This window comes from Zooshikella sp. RANM57, from assembly GCF_050749885.1.
Classification (GTDB): domain Bacteria; phylum Pseudomonadota; class Gammaproteobacteria; order Pseudomonadales; family Zooshikellaceae; genus Zooshikella.
Genome location: NZ_JBOIUB010000007.1, coordinates 176,818 through 199,677, shown reverse-complemented (window position 1 = coordinate 199,677; position 22,860 = coordinate 176,818). Strand labels below are relative to the sequence as shown.

Below are 22,860 nucleotides of genomic sequence, written 5' to 3'. Positions count from 1 at the left end.
AGGGGTTCACAGCTACTCACAACAACATAAAAGTTCTTGCGTACCTAGAGGTGCTTAACTTCCTCTATTTCATACTCCACTTCACCACTTGGTGTTCTGACAAGAGCAACATCCCCTTCCTCCTTGCCAATCAGAGCACGCGCAATCGGGGAGTTCACAGATATTTTCCCTTCTTTAATATCCGCTTCATCATCACCAACAATCTTGTACTCCACTTCTTCGTCGGTGTTTAAGTTGAGCAGTTCAACGGTCACACCAAAAATTACTTTACCTGTTTTAGTAATTTTTGTGACATCAATAATATGAGCAGAAGAAAGTTTACCTTCAATTTCTTTAATACGGCCTTCAGTAAAGCCTTGCTGCTCACGCGCTGCGTGATACTCAGCGTTTTCTTTTAAGTCTCCATGCTCTCGAGCCTCAGCTATTGCTTGAATAATCCGAGGACGCTCTACAGTCTTAAGGTGTTTAAGCTCTTCTCTAAGTGCTACCTCACCACTGACTGTCATTGGTATTCTATTCATCCAGTCACACCTTTATGTAAATCTTGTAAGCGTCTAACCGTTTTTTCGGGTCCAAAACGGATCGCTTCGGCAACTGCCTCAGCACCTGCAATAGTTGTCGCATTAGGAACTTTGTGCTGTAAGGCCGAGCCGCGAATAATATAAGAGTCAGCAATTGCCTGCCGTCCTTCCGTGGTATTGATCATCAAACTAATTTCATCGTTCTTAATCATATCAACCAAGTGCGGACGACCTTCACTGACTTTATTGACTTTAGTTACAGGAACACCTGCTGCGTCAAAGGCATGTGCTGTGCCTTCTGTCGCATAAAGCTCAAAGCCCAGTGAAATAAGCAACTTTCCAACATTCACTGCACGTGGTTTATCCTCATCACGTACACTAATAATCACCTTCCCTGAATTAGGTAAATTAGTGGCAGCATGCCCCTTCGCAAAAGCTTCGGCAAAGCTATCACCCACCCCCATCACTTCTCCTGTAGACTTCATCTCTGGCCCCAAAATAGGGTCAACCCCAGGAAATTTATTAAAGGGGAACACTGATTCTTTTACACACCAATAATGCGGAATAACCTCAGAGGTAAATCCAACGTCTTCAAGTGACTGCCCTGCCATAACTTTGGCTGCTATTTTGGCCAGAGACTGGCCTATACACTTGGACACAAAAGGTACTGTACGTGATGCACGAGGATTAACTTCGATAACAAAAACCCTGTCATCCTGCACTGCCAACTGCACATTTAACAAGCCAATAACACCAAGTTCAAGTGCCATACATGCCACTTGATCACGAATGGTTTGCTGTATTTCTTGGCTTAAACTGTAAGGAGGCAGGGAACAAGCAGAATCGCCCGAATGGACACCAGCTTGCTCTATATGCTGCATGATAGCACCGATCACCACTGTTTCGCCATCACAAACTGCATCCACATCAACCTCAATCGCACGGTTGAGGAATGAGTCCAATAACACAGGACTTTCATTCGAAACCTGAACTGCTTCACGCATATAGCGCACTAATTCTGACTCTTGACTAACAATCTCCATCGCTCGCCCACCAAGCACATAAGATGGCCGAACAACCAATGGATAACCAATATCTTCCGCTTTTTTGATTGCTTCTTCACTGCTTCTTGCTGTGGCATTTTCTGGTTGGAGCAACCCCAAACGCTGAATCATTTGTTGAAAACGTTCACGATCTTCTGCTCGGTCAATCGCTTCTGGCGATGTACCAATAATAGGTACACCAGCCGCTTCTAAAGCTCTAGCAAGCTTAAGCGGTGTTTGGCCTCCATACTGAACAATCACCCCTTTTGGTTGCTCAATAGCAACAATTTCCAGCACATCTTCTAGGGTAACAGGCTCAAAATAGAGACGATCTGACGTATCATAATCTGTTGATACGGTTTCCGGGTTACAGTTAACCATAATGGTTTCATAACCTTCTTCCCTAAGCGCCAATGCCGCATGAACACAACAGTAGTCGAACTCAATACCCTGACCTATTCGGTTTGGTCCACCGCCCAACACCATCATTTTTTCACGTGCTGTCGGCAATGCCTCACACTCTTCATCATAAGTTGAGTACATATAAGCTGTACTTGTTGCAAACTCTGCCGCACAGGTATCCACTCGCTTATAAACTGGATGCACCCCCAGTTTTTGCCTGTATTCTCGCACGGCTTTTTCACTTACACTGAGTAACTTGGCTAAACAAGCATCAGAAAATCCCTTACGCTTTAACTGCCAAAGCGCTTGTTTTCCAAGACTGTTTAAACCGCCTCCCGATTTCACCTGCTGTTCTGTTTTTACGATGTCTTCGATATATGTCAAAAACCAGGGGTCGATATGCGTCAGTTGATACACTTCTTCTACAGTCATTGAGGCTCTAAAGGCATCTCCCACATACCATATCCGCTCAGCTCGGGGAGTGATTAACTCAGCCTTCAGCTGCTCCAAAGCACCATCCAGGTTTAAGTTCAGCTTAGCATCCAGACCTGTCACACCGACTTCCAAACCACGCAGTGCTTTTAAAAATGACTCCTGAAAATTACGACCAATCGCCATAACCTCTCCCACAGACTTCATCTGTGTTGTAAGACGACTGTCTGCATCTGGGAATTTTTCAAAGGCAAAACGGGGAATCTTAGTCACAACGTAGTCAATGGTAGGCTCAAATGAAGCAGGTGTACTACCACCCGTTATTTCATTCTGCAACTCATCAAGGGTATAACCGACAGCCAGCTTGGCTGCGACTTTGGCAATGGGGAATCCCGTTGCTTTTGAGGCTAAAGCTGAAGAACGAGAAACCCTTGGGTTCATCTCAATCACTACCAGTCGACCATTCGCAGGATTCAGTGCAAACTGAACATTTGAGCCTCCCGTTTCCACACCAATTTCCCGCAATACAGCAACAGATGCATTTCGCATCAATTGGTATTCTTTATCGGTGAGTGTTTGTGCAGGTGCAACCGTAATTGAGTCCCCAGTATGGACACCCATTGGGTCTATATTTTCAATAGAACAGACAATAATACAGTTGTCTTTCTTATCCCGCACAACCTCCATTTCAAACTCTTTCCAACCAATCAGTGACTCATCAATCAATAGTTCATGGGTTGGAGAAAGGTCTAAACCACGCTCACAGATTTCTAGAAATTCTTCGCGGTTATAGGCGATCCCGCCACCGGTTCCTCCCATCGTAAATGAAGGGCGAATAATACAAGGAAAGCCTACGTCATTGAGTACTTGCAGTGCTTCTTCAAGCGTATGAGCAATACCCGACCTTGGTGTTTCCAGGCCAATTGCTTTCATAGCTATATCAAAACGTTGTCGATCCTCTGCTTTATCAATGGCATCATGATTCGCTCCAATCATTTCTACGCCATATTTTTCCAGAACACCATGCTTATATAAATCCAGCGCACAATTCAGTGCAGTCTGCCCGCCCATGGTAGGCAACAAGGCATCAGGCCTCTCTTTTTCAATAATCTTAGCAACGGTTTCCCAGCGTACAGGCTCAATATAAGTTGCATCAGCCATCACGGGGTCAGTCATAATGGTGGCAGGATTGGAGTTCACAAGAATAACGCGAAAACCTTCTTCTCGAAGCGCTTTACATGCTTGTGCTCCAGAATAATCAAACTCACAAGCCTGACCAATAACAATAGGGCCTGCACCGAGAATTAGAATACTTTTGATATCGTGACGTTTAGGCATGGTTTCTCTTCACTGACGGTAAATTTGTTACAACTATTTTGTGTTTACGTTTATGCAGAGGCGATTTGCTGTAAGGGCTAATCAGCGTCGAGATCGAATTGAATCGATAAAGAGATCAAAGAGGGGGGCTACATCGTGGGGACCAGGGCTTGCTTCAGGGTGGCCTTGGAAGCTAAATGCAGGTTTATCTGCTAAACGAATACCCTGTAACGACTGATCAAAAAGCGACTTATGAATGACTTCAACATTTTCAGGCAATGATGCCTCACTCACAGCAAAACCATGGTTTTGGCTGGTAATCATCACATTACGGGTATTAAGGTCTTGTACAGGATGATTGGCACCATGATGTCCAAACTTCATTTTCTCTGTTTGAGCACCTGAAGCTAATGCTAATAATTGGTGACCTAAACAAATACCGAATAATGGCATATTAACTTCGAGTAACGCGCGAATAGCTTCAATAGCATAAGTACAAGGCTCAGGATCACCAGGACCATTTGAGAGAAATACCCCATCAGGCTGTAACGCTAACACTTCATTAGCAGGTGTAGTGGCTGGCACAACAGTAATACGACAACCTCTTTGGGCTAACATTCTTAAAATATTATGCTTAACACCAAAGTCATAGGCTACAACATGAAAAGGTTTATCGCTTAACGCTGAAAAATCATTACTTGATGGCTGCCATTCACCTTCGTTCCATTCATAAATTTTATCTGTGGTCACAACAGACGCTAAATCCATTCCTTTTAATCCAGGAAATGATTCAGCTTGAGCAAAAGCCTCAGTTTCTGAGATTGATGTTCCAGTCATAATACAGCCAGATAGGGCACCTTTTTCGCGAAGAATACGCGTCAATCGGCGTGTATCAATCTCAGCAATCGCAACAATACCCTTTTCTTTTAAAAATTCAGATAACGATTGTTGACTACGCCAATTACTCACAACAGGTGATAATTCACGAATAATTAAACCACTTGCCCATACCTGAGCAGACTCATTATCTTGCTGATTAATACCTGTGTTACCAATATGTGGATACGTTAAAGTGACAAGCTGACGAGCATAAGAAGGGTCTGTCAGAATTTCCTGATAACCTGTAATAGCAGTGTTAAAAACCACTTCTCCTGCTGTTTGCCCATCAGCGCCGATCGACACTCCTGAGAATATCGAACCATCTTCAAGGGCTAATATTGCTGGTGTTGACAAAGCTAACTCCCTCACATTTTCGGATGCATTTTTTCATAGGCAAAAAAAAAGCAAGATGCCTGCAGTTGTTATCTGCTACATCTTGCTTTTTTCTGATAGCCGGACATTTGTAAACCAAACCCCTTTTCTTGGCACAAATTTCTGGAATTTTAAAATAAAACCATGCCCGGCGTCTATTGGAAAATTGAGGTCGCTTACAAAAAATTACGTTGAGAACTAAATCTTGTATTAACGTAAGCCTAACACATCCTGCATATCATAAAGACCAGGCTCTTTCTTCGCTAACCACTTGGCTGCTCGTACAGCACCTTGTGCAAATGTCATACGACTACTGGCCTTGTGAGTAATCTCAACACGCTCACCCTCAGCAGCAAACATCACCGTATGATCTCCAACAATGTCACCCGCACGAATGGTTTCAAAACCAATGGTTTTACGATCCCGTTCTCCAGTGAGACCTTCACGCCCATAGACTGCACACGTCTTAAGATCACGACCTAGTGCATCAGCGACAACCTCTCCCATCCGGAGTGCCGTACCTGATGGCGCATCAACTTTATGTCGATGATGAGCTTCTATCACTTCAATATCGACATCATCACCCATTACTTTTGCCGCCAATTCCAGCAGCTTAAAACACAAATTAACACCCACACTCATATTCGGTGCGAAAACAATAGAGGTTGTTTTGGCCGCTTCTTGTAACTGCTGTTTTTGCTCATTACTAAAACCAGTAGTGCCAATAACAATTGCTTTATTCGATTGTTGGCAAAGGGCTACATTGTGCAAGGTATGTTCTGGGCGGGTAAAATCGACAACCACATCAAACTGATCTAAACAGTTATCCAAGCTTGCTGAAAGGGCAATATTCATTTTTCCCAACCCTGCCAGCTCGCCTACATCCGCTCCTACTAACGAACTATCAGGTCGATCAGTAGCCACCGTTAATTGGCAGTCACTGCTTTCAGTAATGGCTTGAATGAGTGTTCGTCCCATTCTGCCTGCGGCTCCGACAACGGCTATGCGAATCATATACCCCTCAACTTTATAATTTTTGCTAAATAAAAAAAGAATGGTGAATTACTTTTAACATGCTATTTGAGGTTGAGTCACTTTCTTATTGCTGTATTTAAAGCACCCTAGCCTACTGAACCGGGCCAATTTATAAAATCTGTAAGCCCATGCAAATTTGGCCAGAAAACGATTAATATTTAATCATCATCTGGCCAAATTTATAAGGATGTATTGTCAAAAGCCTGTTTACACTATTTATGTGTAAGTACCGCAAAAAAACTAACGCTACATATTTTCAAAAAAGTTTTTTACACCTTCAAACCAAGATGTTTTACGAGGTGACTGCCTATGACCACCTTCACCTTCAAATGTAGCTTGTAACTCTTCAAATAATTCACGCTGACGCTTTGTCAGACTGACTGGTGTTTCAATAATTACGCGACACAATAAATCACCCTGTGCTCCACCACGAACTGGTGCCACACCTTTTCCTCGGACTCGGAAAAGTTTACCTGTTTGAGTTTCAGGTGGAATTTTTAATTTTACTTTGCCATCCAGTGTTGGGACTTCTAATTCGCCACCTAAGACAGCATCACAAATTGTAATGGGGACTTCACAGTAAAGATGCTTGCCATCTCGCTGGAATATCTTATGGTCTCGTACCGCGACTTGAACATATAAATCACCTGCAGGCCCACCATTCAGTCCTGCCTCCCCTTCACCTGCCAGGCGAATACGATCCCCCGTATCTACACCTGCTGGAATCTTAATGGAAAGGGTTTTGTATTCTTCAACACGACCTTCACCATGACAGTCTCTGCATGGATCCTTAATGACCTTACCTGTACCATGACATGCAGGGCAGGTTTGTTGTACTGAGAAAAAACCCTGTTGCATACGAACCTGGCCAACACCACCACATGTACTACATGTTTCAGGTGAAGAACCTTTCCGTGCTCCAGAGCCATCACAGGTTCGACACTCTACTTGTGTCGGAATACGAATTTTCTTTTCAACACCTTTTACAGCTTCTTCAAGCTCTAACTCCATAGAGTAGCGTAAGTCAGCACCCCGCTGCACACTGCTACGTCCACGCCCAGCGCCTGCTGCCGTTCCGAAGATATCACCAAAAATATCGCCAAAAACATCACTAAAGCTACCTGCGCCAAAGCCACCAGCACCAGCCTGACCATCCACACCAGCATGACCAAACTGATCATAAGCCGCTCTCTTTTGAGAATCAGAAAGCACCTCAAATGCTTCATTAACCTCTTTAAACTGATCTTCTGCCGCTTTATCCCCTGGATTTCGGTCAGGGTGATATTTCATGGCCATACGGCGGTAGGCTTTTTTCAAGTCTTTTTCAGAAACATCCCGGGAAACACCCAGAATTTCATAGTAATCTCTTTTGGCCATAGCTTTAGGAAACCTGCGAGCTTATTACCCCGAAAAACAATTGCTGTTTCGGCACAAGACAGTTATAGACACAAACGACAACGCGGGAAGCACTCCCGCGTTATACCGTTAGGGTTGTCACCCTGTTGAGAAGAATACCCTCTTTAGCAAAAGGTTACTTTTTCTCATCCTTTACTTCTTCAAACTCTGCATCAACAGCATCATCAGCAGATTTGTTTGCACTCTCACCTTCAGGTTGAGCTTGGCCAGCTTCACCTTGTTGTGATTGCTCGGCATACATGCGTTGCGCCAGGGCAGAAGACGCTTCTGTTAATGCTTTAGTTTTAGCTTCTATTTCTTCTTTGTTGTCACCTTTGAGTGCTTTTTCCAGCTCTTCAATGGCTTTTTCTATATTTTCCTTCTCTTCAGCAGAAACTTTATCTTTTGCTTCTTCTACTGTTTTCTTCGTAGCATGGATCAAGCCATCAGCCGCATTGCGAGCACTTGCCAGTTCTTCGAACTTACGATCTTCATCAGCATGCGCTTCTGCATCACGTACCATTGAATCAATTTCATCATCAGACAAGCCACTGGATGCTTTGATAACAATAGATTGCTCTTTACCTGTCGCCTTGTCTTTCGCCGAAACGTTCAAGATACCATTCGCATCAATATCAAACGTTACTTCAATTTGAGGCACACCACGTGGTGCAGGAGGAATATCTGCCAAGTCAAATCGACCAAGAGACTTATTATCACCAGCACGCTTACGCTCACCTTGGCATACATGAATAGTTACAGCTGTTTGGCTATCTTCCGCTGTAGAGAAAACCTGTGACTTCTTCGTTGGAATTGTCGTATTTTTCTCTATCAATGGAGTCATAACGCCACCCATTGTTTCAATACCCAACGTGAGTGGTGTAACGTCAAGCAATAACACATCTTTCACGTCACCAGACAGTACCGCACCCTGAATTGCAGCACCCATTGCAACCGCTTCGTCAGGGTTAACGTCTTTACGTGGCTCTTTGTTAAAGAAATCTTTAACTTTTTGCTGAACCATAGGCATACGGGTTTGACCACCCACCAGGATAACTTCATTGATTTCAGAAATATCCAGCCCAGCATCTTTTAACGCAATACGACATGGTTCAATTGAACGTGTAACCAATTCTTCAACCAAAGACTCTAACTTAGCACGTGTCACTTTAACATTAAGGTGCTTAGGTCCAGTCGCATCAGCAGTAATATAAGGCAGATTTACATCTGTTTGTTGGCTAGAAGAAAGCTCAATTTTGGCTTTTTCTGCAGCTTCTTTAAGTCTTTGCAACGCTAATGGGTCATTGTGCAAGTCAATGCCTTGCTCTTTTTTGAACTCATCTGCCAGATAGTCAATCAAACGTAAGTCAAAGTCTTCACCACCCAGGAAGGTATCACCGTTAGTTGCTAATACCTCAAACTGGTGCTCACCATCAACTTCAGCAATTTCAATGATGGAGATATCAAATGTACCACCACCCAAGTCATATACAGCAATGGTAGAATCACCACGCTTTTTATCTAGGCCATAGGCCAAAGCTGCTGCTGTAGGCTCATTGATGATCCGCTTAACTTCCAAACCAGCAATACGACCAGCATCTTTTGTTGCCTGACGCTGTGAGTCGTTAAAATAAGCAGGTACAGTAATAACGGCCTCAGTCACTGTTTCGCCAAGGTAGTCTTCAGCCGTTTTCTTCATTTTTTTCAGAACTTCAGCAGAGATTTGGGGTGGTGCTTTTTGATCCCCTTTTACTTCAACCCAAGCATCGCCATTTTTAGCTTCGACGATCTTGTAAGGAACCATTTTAATATCTTTTTGCACCACATCATCAGCAAAACGACGACCTATCAACCGCTTAATTGCAAACAATGTGTTGTTGGGGTTTGTTACCGCCTGACGTTTTGCTGGCTGGCCTACAAGTGTTTCACCATCATCAGTGAAAGCAATGATAGAAGGTGTTGTACGCGTACCTTCCGCATTTTCAATCACTTTTGGCTTGTCACCATCCAAAAGCGCAACACATGAGTTGGTTGTACCCAGGTCTATACCGATGATTTTACCCATTTTTTATCTCTCCATACTCTACCCACGTAGAGTAGCTAATTCGTCAATAACCCTAATTTGAAAATGTTGAGTCAACCGCTGTCCGCATATATAGGAGATTGCCAGTGATCACTCTATTTGCTTTGCTATATGCGTCCTGTTCTAGCAATTTCAAGCCTTCTCATCGATTTTTGTTTCACTAGGCTTAGCCACAATAACCATGGCTGGACGAATCAACCGTCCACTCAGGGTATATCCTTTTTGTAACGCAGCAAGTACAGTGCCTGGTTCTGCATCTGGACTTTCCTGCATAGACATTGCTTCATGGTATTGAGGGTCAAATGGTTCTCCGACAGGATCAAGCTGTTCAACATTATGTTTTTGCAATACATCAATAAACATCTTTAACGTTAGCTCAATCCCTTCGCACATAGCCTTCTGCCCTGGCTCATCACGATTAGCCGTTTCTAAACCACGCTCTAAGCTATCAATGACAGGCAACAGTGATTTACTAAAACCTTCCAGTGCAAATTTATGGGCTTTTTCGACATCTTGTAGTGAACGACGCTTAACATTCTGCGCATCAGCTTGAGCACGTAAAGCTTGTTCCTGAGCCTCCACCAAGGCATTCTGCAGCGAGTTAACTTCTGTTTGTAGAGACTCAATAGCCTGCTTGTCAGCCGCTGTATCTTCAATTTCAGTTTGATCTACTTCCACTTCTGATAATTCTATGCTGGTATCTTCAGTTTCAGTCTGTTGATCACTCGCTACGACTTCTTCAACCTCAGGTGTAGACTTTTTATCAGTCATCCCAGTCTCTCCGTTAATTGCTATAGCTATTCAGGGCAACCGTACAAATGGTTATTTTTCCAGCAATATGGGGGTAAACCGCCGTCTTTCAAGGCTTGACTTTTAGGTATTCATTATTATTTGATACAAAAAAAGGCTACTGTACAAATTAACAGCATTTACGCTTTAATCGTTAACTATGTATAGATAACTGTCTGAGTACTACAACTGTAATGTTGTATGCATTTATTCCGATGCTATAGGCTAGACCTGGCGACTGAATACTGCTAGTTTACTGTATAAACAAACAGCTATTTTGATAGCTTATTTTTTCCCTCATCAATGTTTAGGGCTGGAGTGGGTACATGCTGCTTCACTTATCTATCAGCAATTTTGCCATTGTTGACTCACTAGAGTTGGATATTCCCTCTGGTATGACAGTGATTACTGGTGAAACCGGTGCGGGTAAATCCATTATGCTTGATGCACTTGGGCTTGCTTTAGGCGATCGAGCTGAAGTTGATATGATTCGTACTGGTGCTGACAAAGCAGAGGTTATCGCCAGCTTTGATATACAACACTTGCCAGATGCTCAAAAATGGCTAGCAGATCATGATTTGCAAAATGGTAATGAATGCATTTTTCGCAGAGTAGTTACTCGAGAAGGCCGTTCTCGAGGTTATATTAATGGCACCCCCTCAACTCTCCAGCAATTGCGTATGCTAGGGGATATGCTGATTGATATTCACAGCCAGCATGAACATCAGTCTCTGCTCAAAAAAGAAACCCATCGTAAATTACTCGATGCCTTTGCCCAAACCTCAACACTATGTGATAACGTTAATCAGACTTATCAGCGCTGGAAAAAAAGCACAACCAAGCTAAATATACTTAGCCAACAACATGAAGAAGTGGCTGATAAAGTACAATTACTAAGTTATCAAGTACATGAACTTCAGTTATTGGACCTTCAGGAAGGTGAAGTAGAAGCACTGGAACAAGAGCAAAAAATGCTGGCTAATGCCGAATCTTCGATGCATTATTGCCAACAAGCCGTAATGCTCTGTAGTGACAGTGATAACAGCAGCATTCTCCACCATTTAAATATTACTCAGCATGCCTTAAGTAAAATTCAACCGGATAACACATTCATTAATGATGCACTACAACTGCTGGCGAGTGCGCAAATCCAAGTCGAAGAAGCTGTAGCAGAACTTAATCGATTTACAGACCACTTTGATGCTGACCCTAATCGACTTCAAGAAGTAGAACAACGATTAAGTGCCATTTATGACCTAGCACGTAAGCATAAAGTGCCGCCAGAAGAGCTCTGCATAAAACAACAAGCCTTAGAAAAAAATCTGCAAGAACTAGAGTCCTCTGATGAATCTCTTGAAGCCCTTACTCATGAAATAGCTCAGTTAGAACAAGAATATTTTGCGAAAACCAAGATGCTTTCCAAGCAAAGAGCAGTATCTGCCAAAACGCTCAGCCAAACAGTCTCTGAGCAAATACAACAAATTGGCATGCCAAACGGCTATTTCCAGGTGCAGTTAACGCATTTGCCTACTCATACACCAGAACCATTTGGCATGGAAGAAGTTGAATTTCTAGTCAGTACTAACCCAGGTCAACCCGCCAAACCGCTGCAAAAAGTCGCTTCTGGCGGAGAACTCTCTCGTATTAGTTTAGCTATCCAAGTTATTGCAGCCCAGCTATCAACCACCCCAACTCTGGTATTTGATGAGGTTGATGTAGGGATAAGTGGTGGTGTTGCAGAAACAGTAGGTCAGTTACTAAGAAAGATAGGTAGCAAAGGACAGGTATTGTGCGTTACCCACTTACCTCAAGTTGCTTCACAAGGCCATCAGCACTTTTTCGTTCATAAGCAGGTTAAAACTGATACTACTCACACTAATATTGCGACATTAAGTGCTGAGGAAAAGGTCACTGAAATTGCCCGCTTACTTGGTGGACTTAATATTACTGAACATACATTGGCACACGCAAAAGAAATGATTACTGCCGTTGAATAACCGGTCATCTTACTAAACAGATAAATGTAAAAAATAATTCACCCAATATTTATCTGTTTAACTCTCAGCAAATTAAAACCAATTAAACTACTCTCACTGCTAAAGTAAAAACTAATTTTATACGTATAATCACAACTTTTAACCTGGGCTCAAATAGACCAAAGATGACCTATTTGAGCTGCACCCTTTTTAATACACAAGCAAATTTACACTAACCACATCACCTGTTTTAAAGCTTACTTGTGCCATATTTTTTGAGAGCTTAGCTCTACACATCAGTAATAACTTAATCAGTATGGGCTAGATTAATAACAAACCATGTCACAAAAAATTATTTTTTTTGTGCCTTAGGTTTCACATAAAGTACGAGACTATGGTCAACCAAATCATAGCCGTGTTTTTCTGCTATTTGTTTTTGTAGTTTTTCAATTTCTTCATCACAAAACTCAACAATACGGCCTGATTCCACACATACCATATGGTCATGATGATTACCTTGGGCCAACTCAAATACAGAGTGTCCACCATCAAAGTTATGCCGAACTACTAAGCCTGCATTTTCGAACTGAGTTAATACACGGTAAACTGTTGCCAAACCAACATCTTCATCAGCATCCATTAAGGCTTTATAAACATCTTCAGCACTCATATGGCGATGGTCTGCATTTTCTAAAATTTGCAGTATCTTAATTCTGGGCAAAGTTACTTTCAGACCCGCTTTTCTTAACTCTTGATTTTCCACAACACTATCCTTTATAAATCGAACCCTTAGCAGACGCCAAGAAGTAAGGTATTATCTCACTTTGACCCAAGATAGTGGAAGTCTTTATAAGATGCAAAACACCTTAACAAAATTCACTTTTCTCGCGTCACTTTTAATATGCATTAGTGGCTGTTCATTTTTCTCAGATAGCGACCATCGTACGGTTAGCTTTCCTGGTGTGTATAAGATTGATATTCAGCAAGGTAATATCATCAGTCAAGATATGGTAAACCAACTACGCCCAGGTATGACCAAACAACAGGTACGCTTTATTTTAGGTTCCCCTCTTTTGGTAGATAGCTTTAACCAAGAGCGCTGGGATTATGTCTACAGTTTTCAGCCTGGTGGAGAAGGTCGCTCCCAAGAAACTCTCAGTATTTTCTTCAAAGATGACAAGCTGAGTCACTTTTCGGGAGATTTTCGCCCAGATCCCAAAGCTATCATGGAAGAAGCGGGGATGCCTATACCAGAAGATGAAACAAGTACAGATGTATCAAGTGATAGTGAGCTATTAGAAGACGTTCCAGCAGAAGATTTCTAAGATGAAGTGCGCTCAAACAAACCTTGAGTAGCCAGATTAATGGTTACTCAAGGCTTAGTATTACAAATTTAAAGGGCTAGCTACGCTTGGATTAATCAGGAGACTCTGCCTGCTTAGCAAGCTTCGCCTTTTCAGCACGTCGTTTACGAACTTCTTTGGGGTCAGCAATGAGTGGTCGGTAAATTTCTACTCGCTCCCCCTCATCTAACACTCGCTCCTTGGGTTTAGGGACCAACTTGCCAAAAATACCCATTTTGGCTGTATCCCAGTCAATTCCCTTAAACTCCTGATCAAGCTTTGAAGCAATTGCAGCCTCATAAACAGAAGAGCCTTTTGGCACATTAAGTACAACTACTTTTTGCTTATTTGCCAGAGCATAGGCTACTTCAACTTTGATTTGTTCTTCTGCAATATCAGCCATAAACTTCCTTTGCGCGTTGACAAAAAGCATCCACCATTGAACTGGTTGCTGACACCAATAAAGCACCAAGTGTCTTTTCTAGCATTTTACCAGAGAAGGTAAAAGCTATATCCAATTCCACCTTACACGCATTATCTGCAAGCGCCTTAAAGTGCCACTTACCTTTGAGCTTAGAGAATGGCCCTTGAACCAGTTCCATTTCTATGGATTCACATTCCGACAAATGATTTCGAGTCGTAAACGAATGCTTGATACCACCTTTTGCAACATCTAGGCTCGCTTCCACCATATCGGAACGCCTGGAATGAACCTTTGCTCCAACACACCAAGGCAAAAAATGAGGATAAGACTCAATGTCATTGATGAGGTCAAACATCGCTCTGGCCGAATACATGACCAGAGCTGAACGATTTATCACTGCCATTAACTGATGCTTTACCTTATAAAGACTGAATAAGCGTCACTATGAATACAACAAACACCGCTACAGGAGCAATGACTCTTGAAGTCGCACGCCATAAATTGAAATAAAGCAGATTCTTCAACGCTAATTCATTCAAAACCAGAGAACGTTTTAACGCCCAGCCTGCATATATAGCAATTAACATTCCACCAAGAGGCAACATAATATTTGCTGTCAAATAATCCAGAAAATCAAACACTGTTTTGCCAAAAAATGGTTTCACATCTGCCCACTCATTGAAGGACAGAACAGAGCCAATACCTAAAAACCACACTAAAAAGCTAAAACCAATTGTAGCTGTTACCCTACCGACAGAAAATCGCTGCGTCAAATAGGCTACGGCTGGCTCAATAAGCGAAATAGCTGAGCTTAAAGCTGCAATAGTGACCAGGAAGAAAAACAAGCAACCAAAGATTTGACCAAAAGGCATATTACCAAATGCTTGTGGTAAGGAAATAAATAGCAGGCCAGGACCAGAAGATGGTTCCATACCATTAGCAAAAACAATGGGGAAAATAGCCATACCTGCCAACAGCGCGACAACGGTATCAAAAAACACAATCGTTATTGCTGTACTGGCTATATTGGCTTGCTTAGGCATATAAGCACCATACGCCATTATCGCTCCCATGCCCAAGCTCAGTGTAAAAAAGGCATGCCCCATTGCTGCAATAAGGGGTTTAGAGGTAAATACTCTGTCACAGCCTGTTTCAGCCCATTTACAAGCTGTTACTGCGCCATCTACTACCTTCTCATAAGTAAAAAAGGTTTTTTCCATATCAAACGCAAATAAAAACTTTAGTCCCTCTGCGAACTTATCAGTCTTAAAAACAGCATAAACAACCATTACCACCAACAGTATAAACAATGTAGGCATCATAATACGCACACTGTTTTCCAGTCCTTTATGAATACCCCGTGCAATAATAAATGCAGTAATAACCATAAATAGGGTATGCCAAATCATAAGGCGCTTGGGATCACCAATTAGATCTTCAAACATTTTCCCTGTTGATCCAGAAGCAACATTATTAAATGTGCCCCGACCAATTTCCAGGGTATAGTCCAAAGCCCAACCCGCAACAACACTATAAAAAGATAAGATAAAAAAGCCAGCTAATACCCCCATCCAACCGACTAATCCCCAAGCTCGAGTTTTACCCGACTCTGCGGCAAGATTACTCATGGCAGTTATTGGATTACACCGCGCATGTCGTCCAATAAGCGCCTCAGACATTAAAATCGGTAATCCAATAAATGCCACACATAACAAATAAACTAATACAAAAGCTCCTCCCCCATACTCCCCAGTAATAAATGGAAATTTCCAAATGTTTCCTAACCCAACAGCAGACCCGGTAGCGGCCAAAATAAATGTCCACCTCGTGGCCCAGGTAGCGCTCGTTGATGCAGTTGATTCTGCCATGTTGTTATTACCTCTTTTCTTGTTCTAATTTGGCGCAAAGGTTACATTTTAACCAACTGTAAATTTCTCACAAGAACATGTAGCACATAGTCATAGCACAAACTGTTATAAAAATTTATAATAGCCCGCATGGCTAAAAAACAGAAAGGCACCGGCCAGCAGTCCGGCACAATTATTCTTAACAAAAAGGCTCGCCACGACTTTCATATTGATGAAAAATTCGAGGCAGGCGTCGCTTTAACCGGATGGGAAGTAAAAAGCCTGCGCGCAGGCAAAGCCCAACTGGTCGATAGTTACGTTCTCTTAAAAGATGGCGAAGCATGGTTAGTTGGCTCACAAATACAACCACTCACCACAGTTTCCACACATATCGTCGCAGATCCACTGCGAGATAGGAAGCTACTCTTGCACCGCAAAGAGCTATCCAAACTTTTTTCCGCCGTGCAGCAAAAAGGCCAAACCTGTATTTGTACTGCGCTTTACTGGAAAAAGCATATGGTAAAATGTGAAATAGCCATTGCCCGAGGTAAAAAAGAGTTTGATAAACGCGCAACCCAAAAAGAGCGAGACTGGCAAAGGCAAAAACAACGCTTAATGCGCCAGTAGTTGTATAAAAATAATAATATAACTAAATAAAATTGACCAAAATTAGCAAAGTAAGTACTTGAATTAGGTTGACCTGAACCCTATATTTAGGTCATAGTTAAAGAAGAGACGAGGTTTCTACCGGGGGCGATCTGGATTCGACGACGGTTACGAACCTTTCTGGTGCATGTCGAGATGGCAGCCAATCTCGTAAATCCAAAGCTGCAAATTAATAGTCGCAAACGACGAAAACTACGCTCTAGCTGCTTAATCCCAGCTAGCAGTTCCACTAGCCAGCTTACGGGGTGGTGGTAACTGTCATATTTAGTAAGCTCGCTGAGAAGACTGTCTGCATCAACTTGGCTAAACTTTTCGCAGGCTCGCCTTATTCGCCCTGGCCGTCGGGCCGACTAAGGTTAACCCAATAGACGGAAGCTAAGCATGTAGAGCCGAAAGCAGAGGACTGGCGGACGCGGGTTCAAATCCCGCCGCCTCCACCACTTTCACCCTTCCCAAAATCAAAAAAATTCCTAGTGTTTTCAACCACATAAACGCAAACCTTAAAGTTTTGGGGTGTGTATGTATGTGCAGAATTAGGGTATCAATTCACACGAAAATCACACAAGAAACCCTTTTACCCATTCATAGCTGCACAAGAGTGGTGCATTTTTAACCACTTTCATTTATATAGCGCAACCTTCTTATACCCAAAACCTACAGTTGTTTCCCTACCCTTTCCTCATGCCAAAGCCGATCGATGGCCAGCAAAAGGCAATTCACGAACTCAGGCTTGGTTTTGCTTAATTCTGATAGTTTATGAGCTAAGCCTTCTATATAGGGAATAGGTTCATACCCGGTTGCTAACCACTGCAAATCAATTTCAAGTACGTAACATAACTCAGCGGCTTCACTCAATCGCAGGTTACCCAATTTCATACGATCATAAATTTGCGCAGCGGTTAAACCTGTCTGCTGGCTAATCTCTTCTACTGACAGGGAGTGGTCATTGATGACTTGTCGCAAGCGAAGTCCAATCGCTTTTCGTTCCTGTTTACTTCTGATACTTCTGTTCATAGTCCTTTAATTATGAACGTAGCATGAATATTTACTATGAATATCATGCCCGTTTTTAGAGAAATGACAAAAAAGTAGTCCTGAATCCCAATGCTATTTAGAAAAATACCAAATGTTTATTTATTGCACAGAAAACTGAGATTTACATCCCAAATAATTACGCGTATTTTCACTTTTATGACTAGGACGTTGGTACAAAACATTAAGTCGTAAGGAAGTGATTATGGTGTTTAGAACAAAACCTTGGGAGCAGTATCAACCAAACGAAAATTGCAGCACGCTAGAATTAAATGACCCAAAAAAGAATTTTGATATTCATCCAACTTATTTTTCACCCCCGCCCACTCTGATCATCAGGACTACTTCATTAAGGGATAAAAATGTTGTTATTCCCCAAGAAGAATTCAGTGAACTTAAAAACATGGTGTTTTATATAAAGCGTTATTCAACCGCTGCATTTAATTTCTTATCCACTATTTAAATGAGGCGTGCTATTTAGCTTGTGAAGCAATACATCAATAACACAGCCAAGACGAAACTAATTTCCGTAACACGCTTGTCATTCCGTCTACACTGACTGTGTAGACAACATTTGGAGTACTATCGTGTTTCGTCTGGCACGAGTGGGTGATAAAGACAACCGAGGAAATACCATCATTGAAGGTAGCCCTAACATGAAAGATCAGGGCCTACCTGTCGCTCGTGTGGGTGACAAGCTAAGTGATGGAAGTGTTATCACCACGGGTAATCCCACAATCATGGTAGATGGTAAGCCTGCTGCTATTGTCGGTAGCCAGGTTAGTAATGGTAATGTCATCGTCAGTCCATGCAGCTCCAAAGTCACTACAGGTTTTCAAATAGGAACGGGGACAGGCAGTGCAATCCAACCTAAGCAACTACAGTCCGCAGGGTTTGCGCCTGATACCACCCCCGAGACACTGACACAGTCCTTTACTGAAGCAGCTAAACCTGCAGAGCAAAAAGAAGAAGAACAAGCTAAAAACTGGGTAAGACTTGAGCTAGTCACTGAAGATGGTGCTCCTGTCCCTAATGCAAGTTATGAGTTGTATGATCAGGATACCGAAGCCCAGATCAAAAAAGGCCAGCTGGATGCTAAAGGGAAAGCCTTTATTGAACTAGAAGAAAATATTGAACAAGTCCGCGTACTCTACCCTGATCACCCCGACCCAGAAGAGCCAGAGCTAGCCCCCTACAAAAAGCAAGGTGGAGAAAGTAATGACGACTATGCCAGACGCTTAGCAAGAGAACATAAAGCGGCTTGGATAGTAGAAGATCGAGCAAAGATGCTTACTGTGGTCAAAGCGCTTAAACGTCATTTGGGAATCTCAGAGCCTTTTCATAATGGCAATTTGAGCACACAGGATCGTAAGTATCTGGCATTACTACAAAACATGCGCACAGATATTGATATTTGGACAAGCCAATATCTAACTAAAACAGATACACAAGCAGAGTCGTTTCCACTAAGTCCACTCATCAAGCTAGGCCCTGATAAATACCTTTATGAGATTAACAGTTCAGGCAGCATATTCCCCTTAAAAGATGTAGCGATGACCCGTGAGAACGGTATGGATGAAGACAATATTCTGTACTGGACACTAAAACATATAGAGCCTGTTACTGAACAACTTATCCTTCAAAACAAAATTAAATCTGACCCTATCCGTTTTTTGCAAGAGCATCCCGATCTAGTACTGGAAGGCGTTATCCTCGCTCAGTCAGTAAGAGCCTGGCGGCGTCTAAACAGAGAAGGGTTACCAAAAGGCACTGTGTTTTATATGAATCCTTTGGGGGGTAAAGGAAAAACAAAAACGACAGTAAAGTCTAAAACTAAAGCTAAAACACAAAAAACATCAAGTAATAAAGAGACAAAACCTAAAGGTGGAGCCGCTAGAGCTGCAAAATTTTCCTCCAACTGGCCTAGAGCCAGCTTGAAAACTGCAATTAACAAATTTGCTGGATCCAACCCAGTAATAACTACAACAGATAAAGGAAAAAAAATTTACACTAACCCTAATACAGGAGTTCAGGTAGTAGAAGACATTAATGGAAAGTATTTTAGAATCTATGATCCTAGCAAAACAGGTAAACGTACTTATCTAGATATGGATGGTAACACTCCTAACAATAAGACTCTCGAAAATGGAAAACAAGCAGGACGTAGCCAAAGTGAATATAATGAAGTCACTCACTTCAAAATTGAGGAAAAAGAATGAAAATTATTTCAGTGCCCTTAACTCAAGAAGCGATGCATAGACTTGATCTTGATCAGTCACTTGAAGGTGATCTAAAAGAGCTAACACTCAGTGATTCAGAGTTTTCAGTACTATGGAGTAGTGGTGTACTAGATGATTTGAATGAGGAATTAGATCTATTAATTGATGACTTCGAAGACGAAAGTATTACTGGAGAAAAGCTAGAACAAGCTCTGATCATTACCCAACATAATAAGCATTATATAAATACCCCCATTGTCAATGCATTAGCTAAACAGTTAGAGCTGGCTATCAGTAAATCTACTGGTGTATTCTTTTTCTTCTAGCAAAAGCATCTATATAAATTAAAAAAGCCATAAGAGTTTATCGATATAGTTAGAAAAATTATGCATCAGAATAAAAATCACTTAGATTCATCAAGCGTAAAAAAGATTCTGGAACAACATAAACAGTATATTTCTAGTCATGGCACTCAAGGAGAAGCTGCAGACTTTAGTGAGACGATGATTGAAGATTATGACTTTAGCGGGATAGACATCTCGGAAATTAATGCAATACATTCTACTTTCGTTAATTGCACGTTTAATAACTCTGATCTATACGCAGCCAACTTTAGTAAAAGTAAATTTAGTGATTGTAACTTTAAAAAAGCAACTCTCATAAAGTCTTCATTTTATAAAGCAAAATTCAGCAACTGTAATTTTGAAGGAGCAAATTTATCACAAGCTGAGTTTATCGATGCCGAAATAAGTGATACAAACTTTAACCATGCTGACTTAGCATATGCCATTTTTGAAGAGTGTTTACTTAAAAATACTAATTTCAAACAAGCTATTACCACTGGTGTAGAGTTTGACTAACTTAATTTTTATCACTGACATTAATCTAGTACATAGATATGTTTCCTTTATTTCAGTTAGAAATCGATATTAATGGCACACAGTGTAGAATATATTCTAGACATACCTGGTGAAAAATTTAACCAACAACTTCCAGGCAATGAATCTGCAACAAGTACAGAGTTAGAGGATTGTAAAACTTATGATAGTGGCTTTGAGTTTACACTACCAAATACAACTGTTGACTTAATTGGAGAGCTTACAGGAAATGTTACAATAATATGGACTCCATGGGTTTATTCATCAATTCTGCGAACGCCATCGATTCTAGATAAACTTGAGGATTGGGAACAACAACTTCTTAATTTCTGCCCTGCCATAACAACTTATCGAGTTGATGAGTATCTTATTGAAGTTTGGGAAAAAGAAGCAGGTGAGTATTGGTTTAGAGAAGTAAACCCCTTTCCAGCTTTAGCTGAGTGGTTAAATAATCAAGAACAAGACCACTGGAAAAAAATTTATTAAATATATCACTCCATCAAGGTTTGTCGGCTATTTGTATAATTGCGTGTGGTTAAAGCTATATAAAACTGACTGTTTTGCCTTCAAAATCAGGTTGAGCTTAAAAATGTCTGTAGAACTATCCATTGATAATCCAGCTAACGACGAAGAAGCAACTTATATAATACCTATCGCTGCAGAGCGTATTTTTAAGCAAGTATGGCATGCTGCTGCAATAGAATACAATCTACCATTAGTTGAACATATTTCAATTTGCTTAGTCGTAGATAAAAATAACGTTGATCAATTTTTAAGTGAGCTTAAACAAGTACTTTCTTGGGCTGAAGAAAATACCGATCCAGTGCTTTATCAAAGTATCTCAACAAGGATAAATAGGCTATTAAAGGAAATCCCAGATCTCATGAATAAAAGAAGCGATGTAATTCTTTCTATTGGTTAAACTTCCTGAGAATGCTTAGTAAAAATAAACCATGAGACTTATGACTTCTTTTTTTAATTAGCATTAATCCTTTTCAATAAAATATCTATCCCTAATGGGTAACCTTTTCCCAGGACGATCAATTGGAAGGATCTCAAATGAATCAAATAATGTAGGAACCAATAAATCATTAAAACGCTCAGTCGCTTGTAATGAAGGATTTAGCCAGTCATGAGCTAAAGTAGGTTCATCTAGTGGTAGCATTAGAGGCATTGACTTCTGATGTACATCCTTAAGTTTAGGATGACCTGCTAATGTAATGATTGATGTCGAATAAAACAGCTCACCTGTTTTACTTCTCGATAAAGCCCACCAAACGCTATCATGCCTGATGTAGGTGTAAGCTGATGGTAGTATCGATGACCTTTAGGTCCATCCCCTTCTACAAATGAGCTTGCAGGAACGATACAACGAGACAGCTTAAACGCTTTCTTACTAACAGGACTTTCCGTTAAACGCGACGACTTTGAGTTGAATGTTGCGTATTTAGCATGAGATTTAAATCCATCATCTATCTCTTCAAGCAATAATGACCACGTAGCATTGCATAACTGATAGCCTTTATCCTGCTGAATAACAATGGATATTTTCTGGCTAGGTTTGAATCCTTCACTAAAATGTAATTTATCTTCTTCATAAACTAAGTCACGAATATCCAGACGAATACAAAAGCCACTCCAATCAAACCCTGATCCAAGGGCAAATTGTCCACACATACATAGCCCAACACTATTAATATCTTGATCAGTATAGATTATTAATATCCATTTAACTATTTACTGACTTTCATATAAAATTGATACCTTATCTCCATGGCTAATGAAGTTTAGATATGCGAACAATTATACTAGCTATAGCTGCTATTTTTATAGGAAAGGTTATAGCTATATTTAACTACAATATTGGATTCAATATCACTTTTTTCCTGATATTCATATTTATATTAGTTCCTCAGACATTTATAATGCCAAAGGTTCGGCACTTTGAAAAAACAGCAAAAAAGAGACTTAAAGATTCAGGTCTAAATGCGGCAACAATACATCCAAAAATTTTTCGGATACCGAGGCGAGGAGTTAGAATTTCTTCAGTGCAATTACTTTTGGTTGCAGAGGTGAAAGAGGACACTTACTGGATAGTTTGTGGCTCTTGGTGGTTTGGCTGCATTATTAATAAACTGAGAATATATCGTCAAGAAAATGGGAATTTTAGAGAAATTTATATAACTCATAATAAACAGGACTAAATA

22 protein-coding genes, 1 other RNA gene and 1 pseudogene are annotated in these 22,860 nt (G+C 41.2%); 11 read left to right on the top strand and 13 right to left on the bottom strand.

All coding sequences use genetic code 11. The features are described from left to right. Nucleotides 1-44 precede the first annotated feature (44 nt). The 7 genes from greA to grpE all read right to left on the bottom strand — a co-directional run bounded on the left by greA (nt 45) and on the right by grpE (nt 10,250). On the bottom strand, nt 45-521 hold the full coding sequence (gene greA, locus ACQ96U_RS16210; protein ID WP_431722302.1) for a transcription elongation factor GreA: 477 nt from the start codon (nt 519-521) through the stop codon (nt 45-47). Beyond that, entirely contained in the window at nt 518-3,736 is a 3,219-nt protein-coding gene (carB, locus tag ACQ96U_RS16205; RefSeq protein ID WP_431722301.1) for a carbamoyl-phosphate synthase large subunit, read from the bottom strand. Before carB ends, greA begins: the two co-directional genes overlap by 4 nt. A gap of 81 nt (nt 3,737-3,817) precedes the next feature. Further along, complete coding sequence (carA, locus tag ACQ96U_RS16200; protein ID WP_431722300.1) at nt 3,818-4,948, bottom strand: glutamine-hydrolyzing carbamoyl-phosphate synthase small subunit; 1,131 nt, start codon at nt 4,946-4,948, stop codon at nt 3,818-3,820. A gap of 228 nt (nt 4,949-5,176) precedes the next feature. Then, on the bottom strand, nt 5,177-5,980 hold the full coding sequence (gene dapB, locus ACQ96U_RS16195) for a 4-hydroxy-tetrahydrodipicolinate reductase (RefSeq protein ID WP_431722299.1): 804 nt from the start codon (nt 5,978-5,980) through the stop codon (nt 5,177-5,179). A gap of 267 nt (nt 5,981-6,247) precedes the next feature. Beyond that, on the bottom strand, nt 6,248-7,378 hold the full coding sequence (gene dnaJ / locus ACQ96U_RS16190; protein WP_431722298.1) for a molecular chaperone DnaJ: 1,131 nt from the start codon (nt 7,376-7,378) through the stop codon (nt 6,248-6,250). A 154-nt stretch (nt 7,379-7,532) separates the two neighbouring features. After that, the gene (dnaK, locus tag ACQ96U_RS16185) at nt 7,533-9,461 is read right to left on the bottom strand and encodes a molecular chaperone DnaK (protein ID WP_431722297.1); all 1,929 of its coding nucleotides are present in this window, start codon (nt 9,459-9,461) and stop codon (nt 7,533-7,535) included. A 150-nt stretch (nt 9,462-9,611) separates the two neighbouring features. After that, the gene (gene grpE, locus ACQ96U_RS16180; RefSeq protein WP_431722296.1) at nt 9,612-10,250 is read right to left on the bottom strand and encodes a nucleotide exchange factor GrpE; all 639 of its coding nucleotides are present in this window, start codon (nt 10,248-10,250) and stop codon (nt 9,612-9,614) included. Nucleotides 10,251-10,594: 344 nt separating this feature from the next. Between grpE and recN the strand changes: the two genes are divergently transcribed. Continuing rightward, on the top strand, nt 10,595-12,265 hold the full coding sequence (gene recN, locus ACQ96U_RS16175) for a DNA repair protein RecN (protein WP_431722295.1): 1,671 nt from the start codon (nt 10,595-10,597) through the stop codon (nt 12,263-12,265). 331 nt (nt 12,266-12,596) lie between these two features. On the opposite strand, the gene fur is transcribed toward recN, so the two are convergent. Further along, a complete protein-coding gene (gene fur / locus ACQ96U_RS16170) occupies nt 12,597-13,007 on the bottom strand; it encodes a ferric iron uptake transcriptional regulator (RefSeq protein ID WP_431722294.1) in 411 nt (136 codons plus the stop codon). Nucleotides 13,008-13,098: 91 nt separating this feature from the next. Here fur and ACQ96U_RS16165 point away from each other — a divergent pair, with 91 nt between their 5' ends. Then, the gene (locus tag ACQ96U_RS16165) at nt 13,099-13,569 is read left to right on the top strand and encodes an outer membrane protein assembly factor BamE (protein WP_431722293.1); all 471 of its coding nucleotides are present in this window, start codon (nt 13,099-13,101) and stop codon (nt 13,567-13,569) included. Between the two features lie 91 nt (nt 13,570-13,660). Here the strand turns inward: ACQ96U_RS16165 and ACQ96U_RS16160 are convergent, their stop codons facing one another. From ACQ96U_RS16160 to ACQ96U_RS16150, 3 genes are read right to left on the bottom strand one after another with little or no spacing between them, the layout of a single operon-like run. Next, nucleotides 13,661-13,990 (bottom strand): RnfH family protein, encoded by a 330-nt coding sequence (locus tag ACQ96U_RS16160; protein ID WP_431722292.1) that lies wholly within the window; start codon nt 13,988-13,990, stop codon nt 13,661-13,663. Beyond that, complete coding sequence (locus ACQ96U_RS16155; RefSeq protein ID WP_431722291.1) at nt 13,983-14,414, bottom strand: type II toxin-antitoxin system RatA family toxin; 432 nt, start codon at nt 14,412-14,414, stop codon at nt 13,983-13,985. The genes ACQ96U_RS16160 and ACQ96U_RS16155 overlap by 8 nt, the downstream gene beginning before the upstream one ends. 16 nt (nt 14,415-14,430) lie before the next feature. Continuing rightward, on the bottom strand, nt 14,431-15,879 hold the full coding sequence (locus tag ACQ96U_RS16150) for a sodium-dependent transporter (protein ID WP_431722290.1): 1,449 nt from the start codon (nt 15,877-15,879) through the stop codon (nt 14,431-14,433). A 129-nt stretch (nt 15,880-16,008) separates the two neighbouring features. Here ACQ96U_RS16150 and smpB point away from each other — a divergent pair, with 129 nt between their 5' ends. Next, nucleotides 16,009-16,485 carry an SsrA-binding protein SmpB gene (gene smpB / locus ACQ96U_RS16145; protein WP_431722289.1) on the top strand — a complete coding sequence of 159 codons (477 nt, stop codon included), beginning with the start codon at nt 16,009-16,011 and terminating at the stop codon, nt 16,483-16,485. A 122-nt stretch (nt 16,486-16,607) separates the two neighbouring features. Continuing rightward, nucleotides 16,608-16,964, top strand: a transfer-messenger RNA (tmRNA) gene (gene ssrA / locus ACQ96U_RS16140). Nucleotides 16,965-17,178: 214 nt separating this feature from the next. On the opposite strand, the gene ACQ96U_RS16135 is transcribed toward ssrA, so the two are convergent. Then, the gene (locus ACQ96U_RS16135) at nt 17,179-17,538 is read right to left on the bottom strand and encodes a helix-turn-helix domain-containing protein (RefSeq protein ID WP_431722288.1); all 360 of its coding nucleotides are present in this window, start codon (nt 17,536-17,538) and stop codon (nt 17,179-17,181) included. A 223-nt stretch (nt 17,539-17,761) separates the two neighbouring features. Between ACQ96U_RS16135 and ACQ96U_RS16130 the strand changes: the two genes are divergently transcribed. The 6 genes from ACQ96U_RS16130 (at nt 17,762) to ACQ96U_RS16105 (ending at nt 21,575) form a co-directional block, all read left to right on the top strand. Next, complete coding sequence (locus tag ACQ96U_RS16130; RefSeq protein WP_431722287.1) at nt 17,762-18,019, top strand: hypothetical protein; 258 nt, start codon at nt 17,762-17,764, stop codon at nt 18,017-18,019. Nucleotides 18,020-18,143: 124 nt separating this feature from the next. Further along, nucleotides 18,144-19,775 (top strand): PAAR domain-containing protein, encoded by a 1,632-nt coding sequence (locus tag ACQ96U_RS16125; RefSeq protein WP_431722286.1) that lies wholly within the window; start codon nt 18,144-18,146, stop codon nt 19,773-19,775. Continuing rightward, entirely contained in the window at nt 19,772-20,101 is a 330-nt protein-coding gene (locus ACQ96U_RS16120) for a hypothetical protein (protein ID WP_431722285.1), read from the top strand. Before ACQ96U_RS16125 ends, ACQ96U_RS16120 begins: the two co-directional genes overlap by 4 nt. Before the next feature lie 60 nt (nt 20,102-20,161). Continuing rightward, nucleotides 20,162-20,635, top strand: coding sequence for a pentapeptide repeat-containing protein (locus tag ACQ96U_RS16115; RefSeq protein WP_431722284.1), 474 nt, complete (start codon nt 20,162-20,164; stop codon nt 20,633-20,635). A 72-nt stretch (nt 20,636-20,707) separates the two neighbouring features. After that, nucleotides 20,708-21,139, top strand: coding sequence for a hypothetical protein (locus tag ACQ96U_RS16110; RefSeq protein WP_431722283.1), 432 nt, complete (start codon nt 20,708-20,710; stop codon nt 21,137-21,139). 103 nt (nt 21,140-21,242) lie between these two features. Beyond that, entirely contained in the window at nt 21,243-21,575 is a 333-nt protein-coding gene (locus ACQ96U_RS16105) for a hypothetical protein (protein ID WP_431722282.1), read from the top strand. 63 nt (nt 21,576-21,638) lie between these two features. On the opposite strand, the pseudogene ACQ96U_RS16100 reads toward ACQ96U_RS16105, so the two are convergent. Beyond that, nucleotides 21,639-22,330, bottom strand: a pseudogene (locus tag ACQ96U_RS16100) (SOS response-associated peptidase family protein). Nucleotides 22,331-22,446: 116 nt separating this feature from the next. Here ACQ96U_RS16100 and ACQ96U_RS16095 point away from each other — a divergent pair. Continuing rightward, nucleotides 22,447-22,857 (top strand): hypothetical protein, encoded by a 411-nt coding sequence (locus ACQ96U_RS16095; protein WP_431722281.1) that lies wholly within the window; start codon nt 22,447-22,449, stop codon nt 22,855-22,857. Nucleotides 22,858-22,860 lie beyond the last annotated feature (3 nt).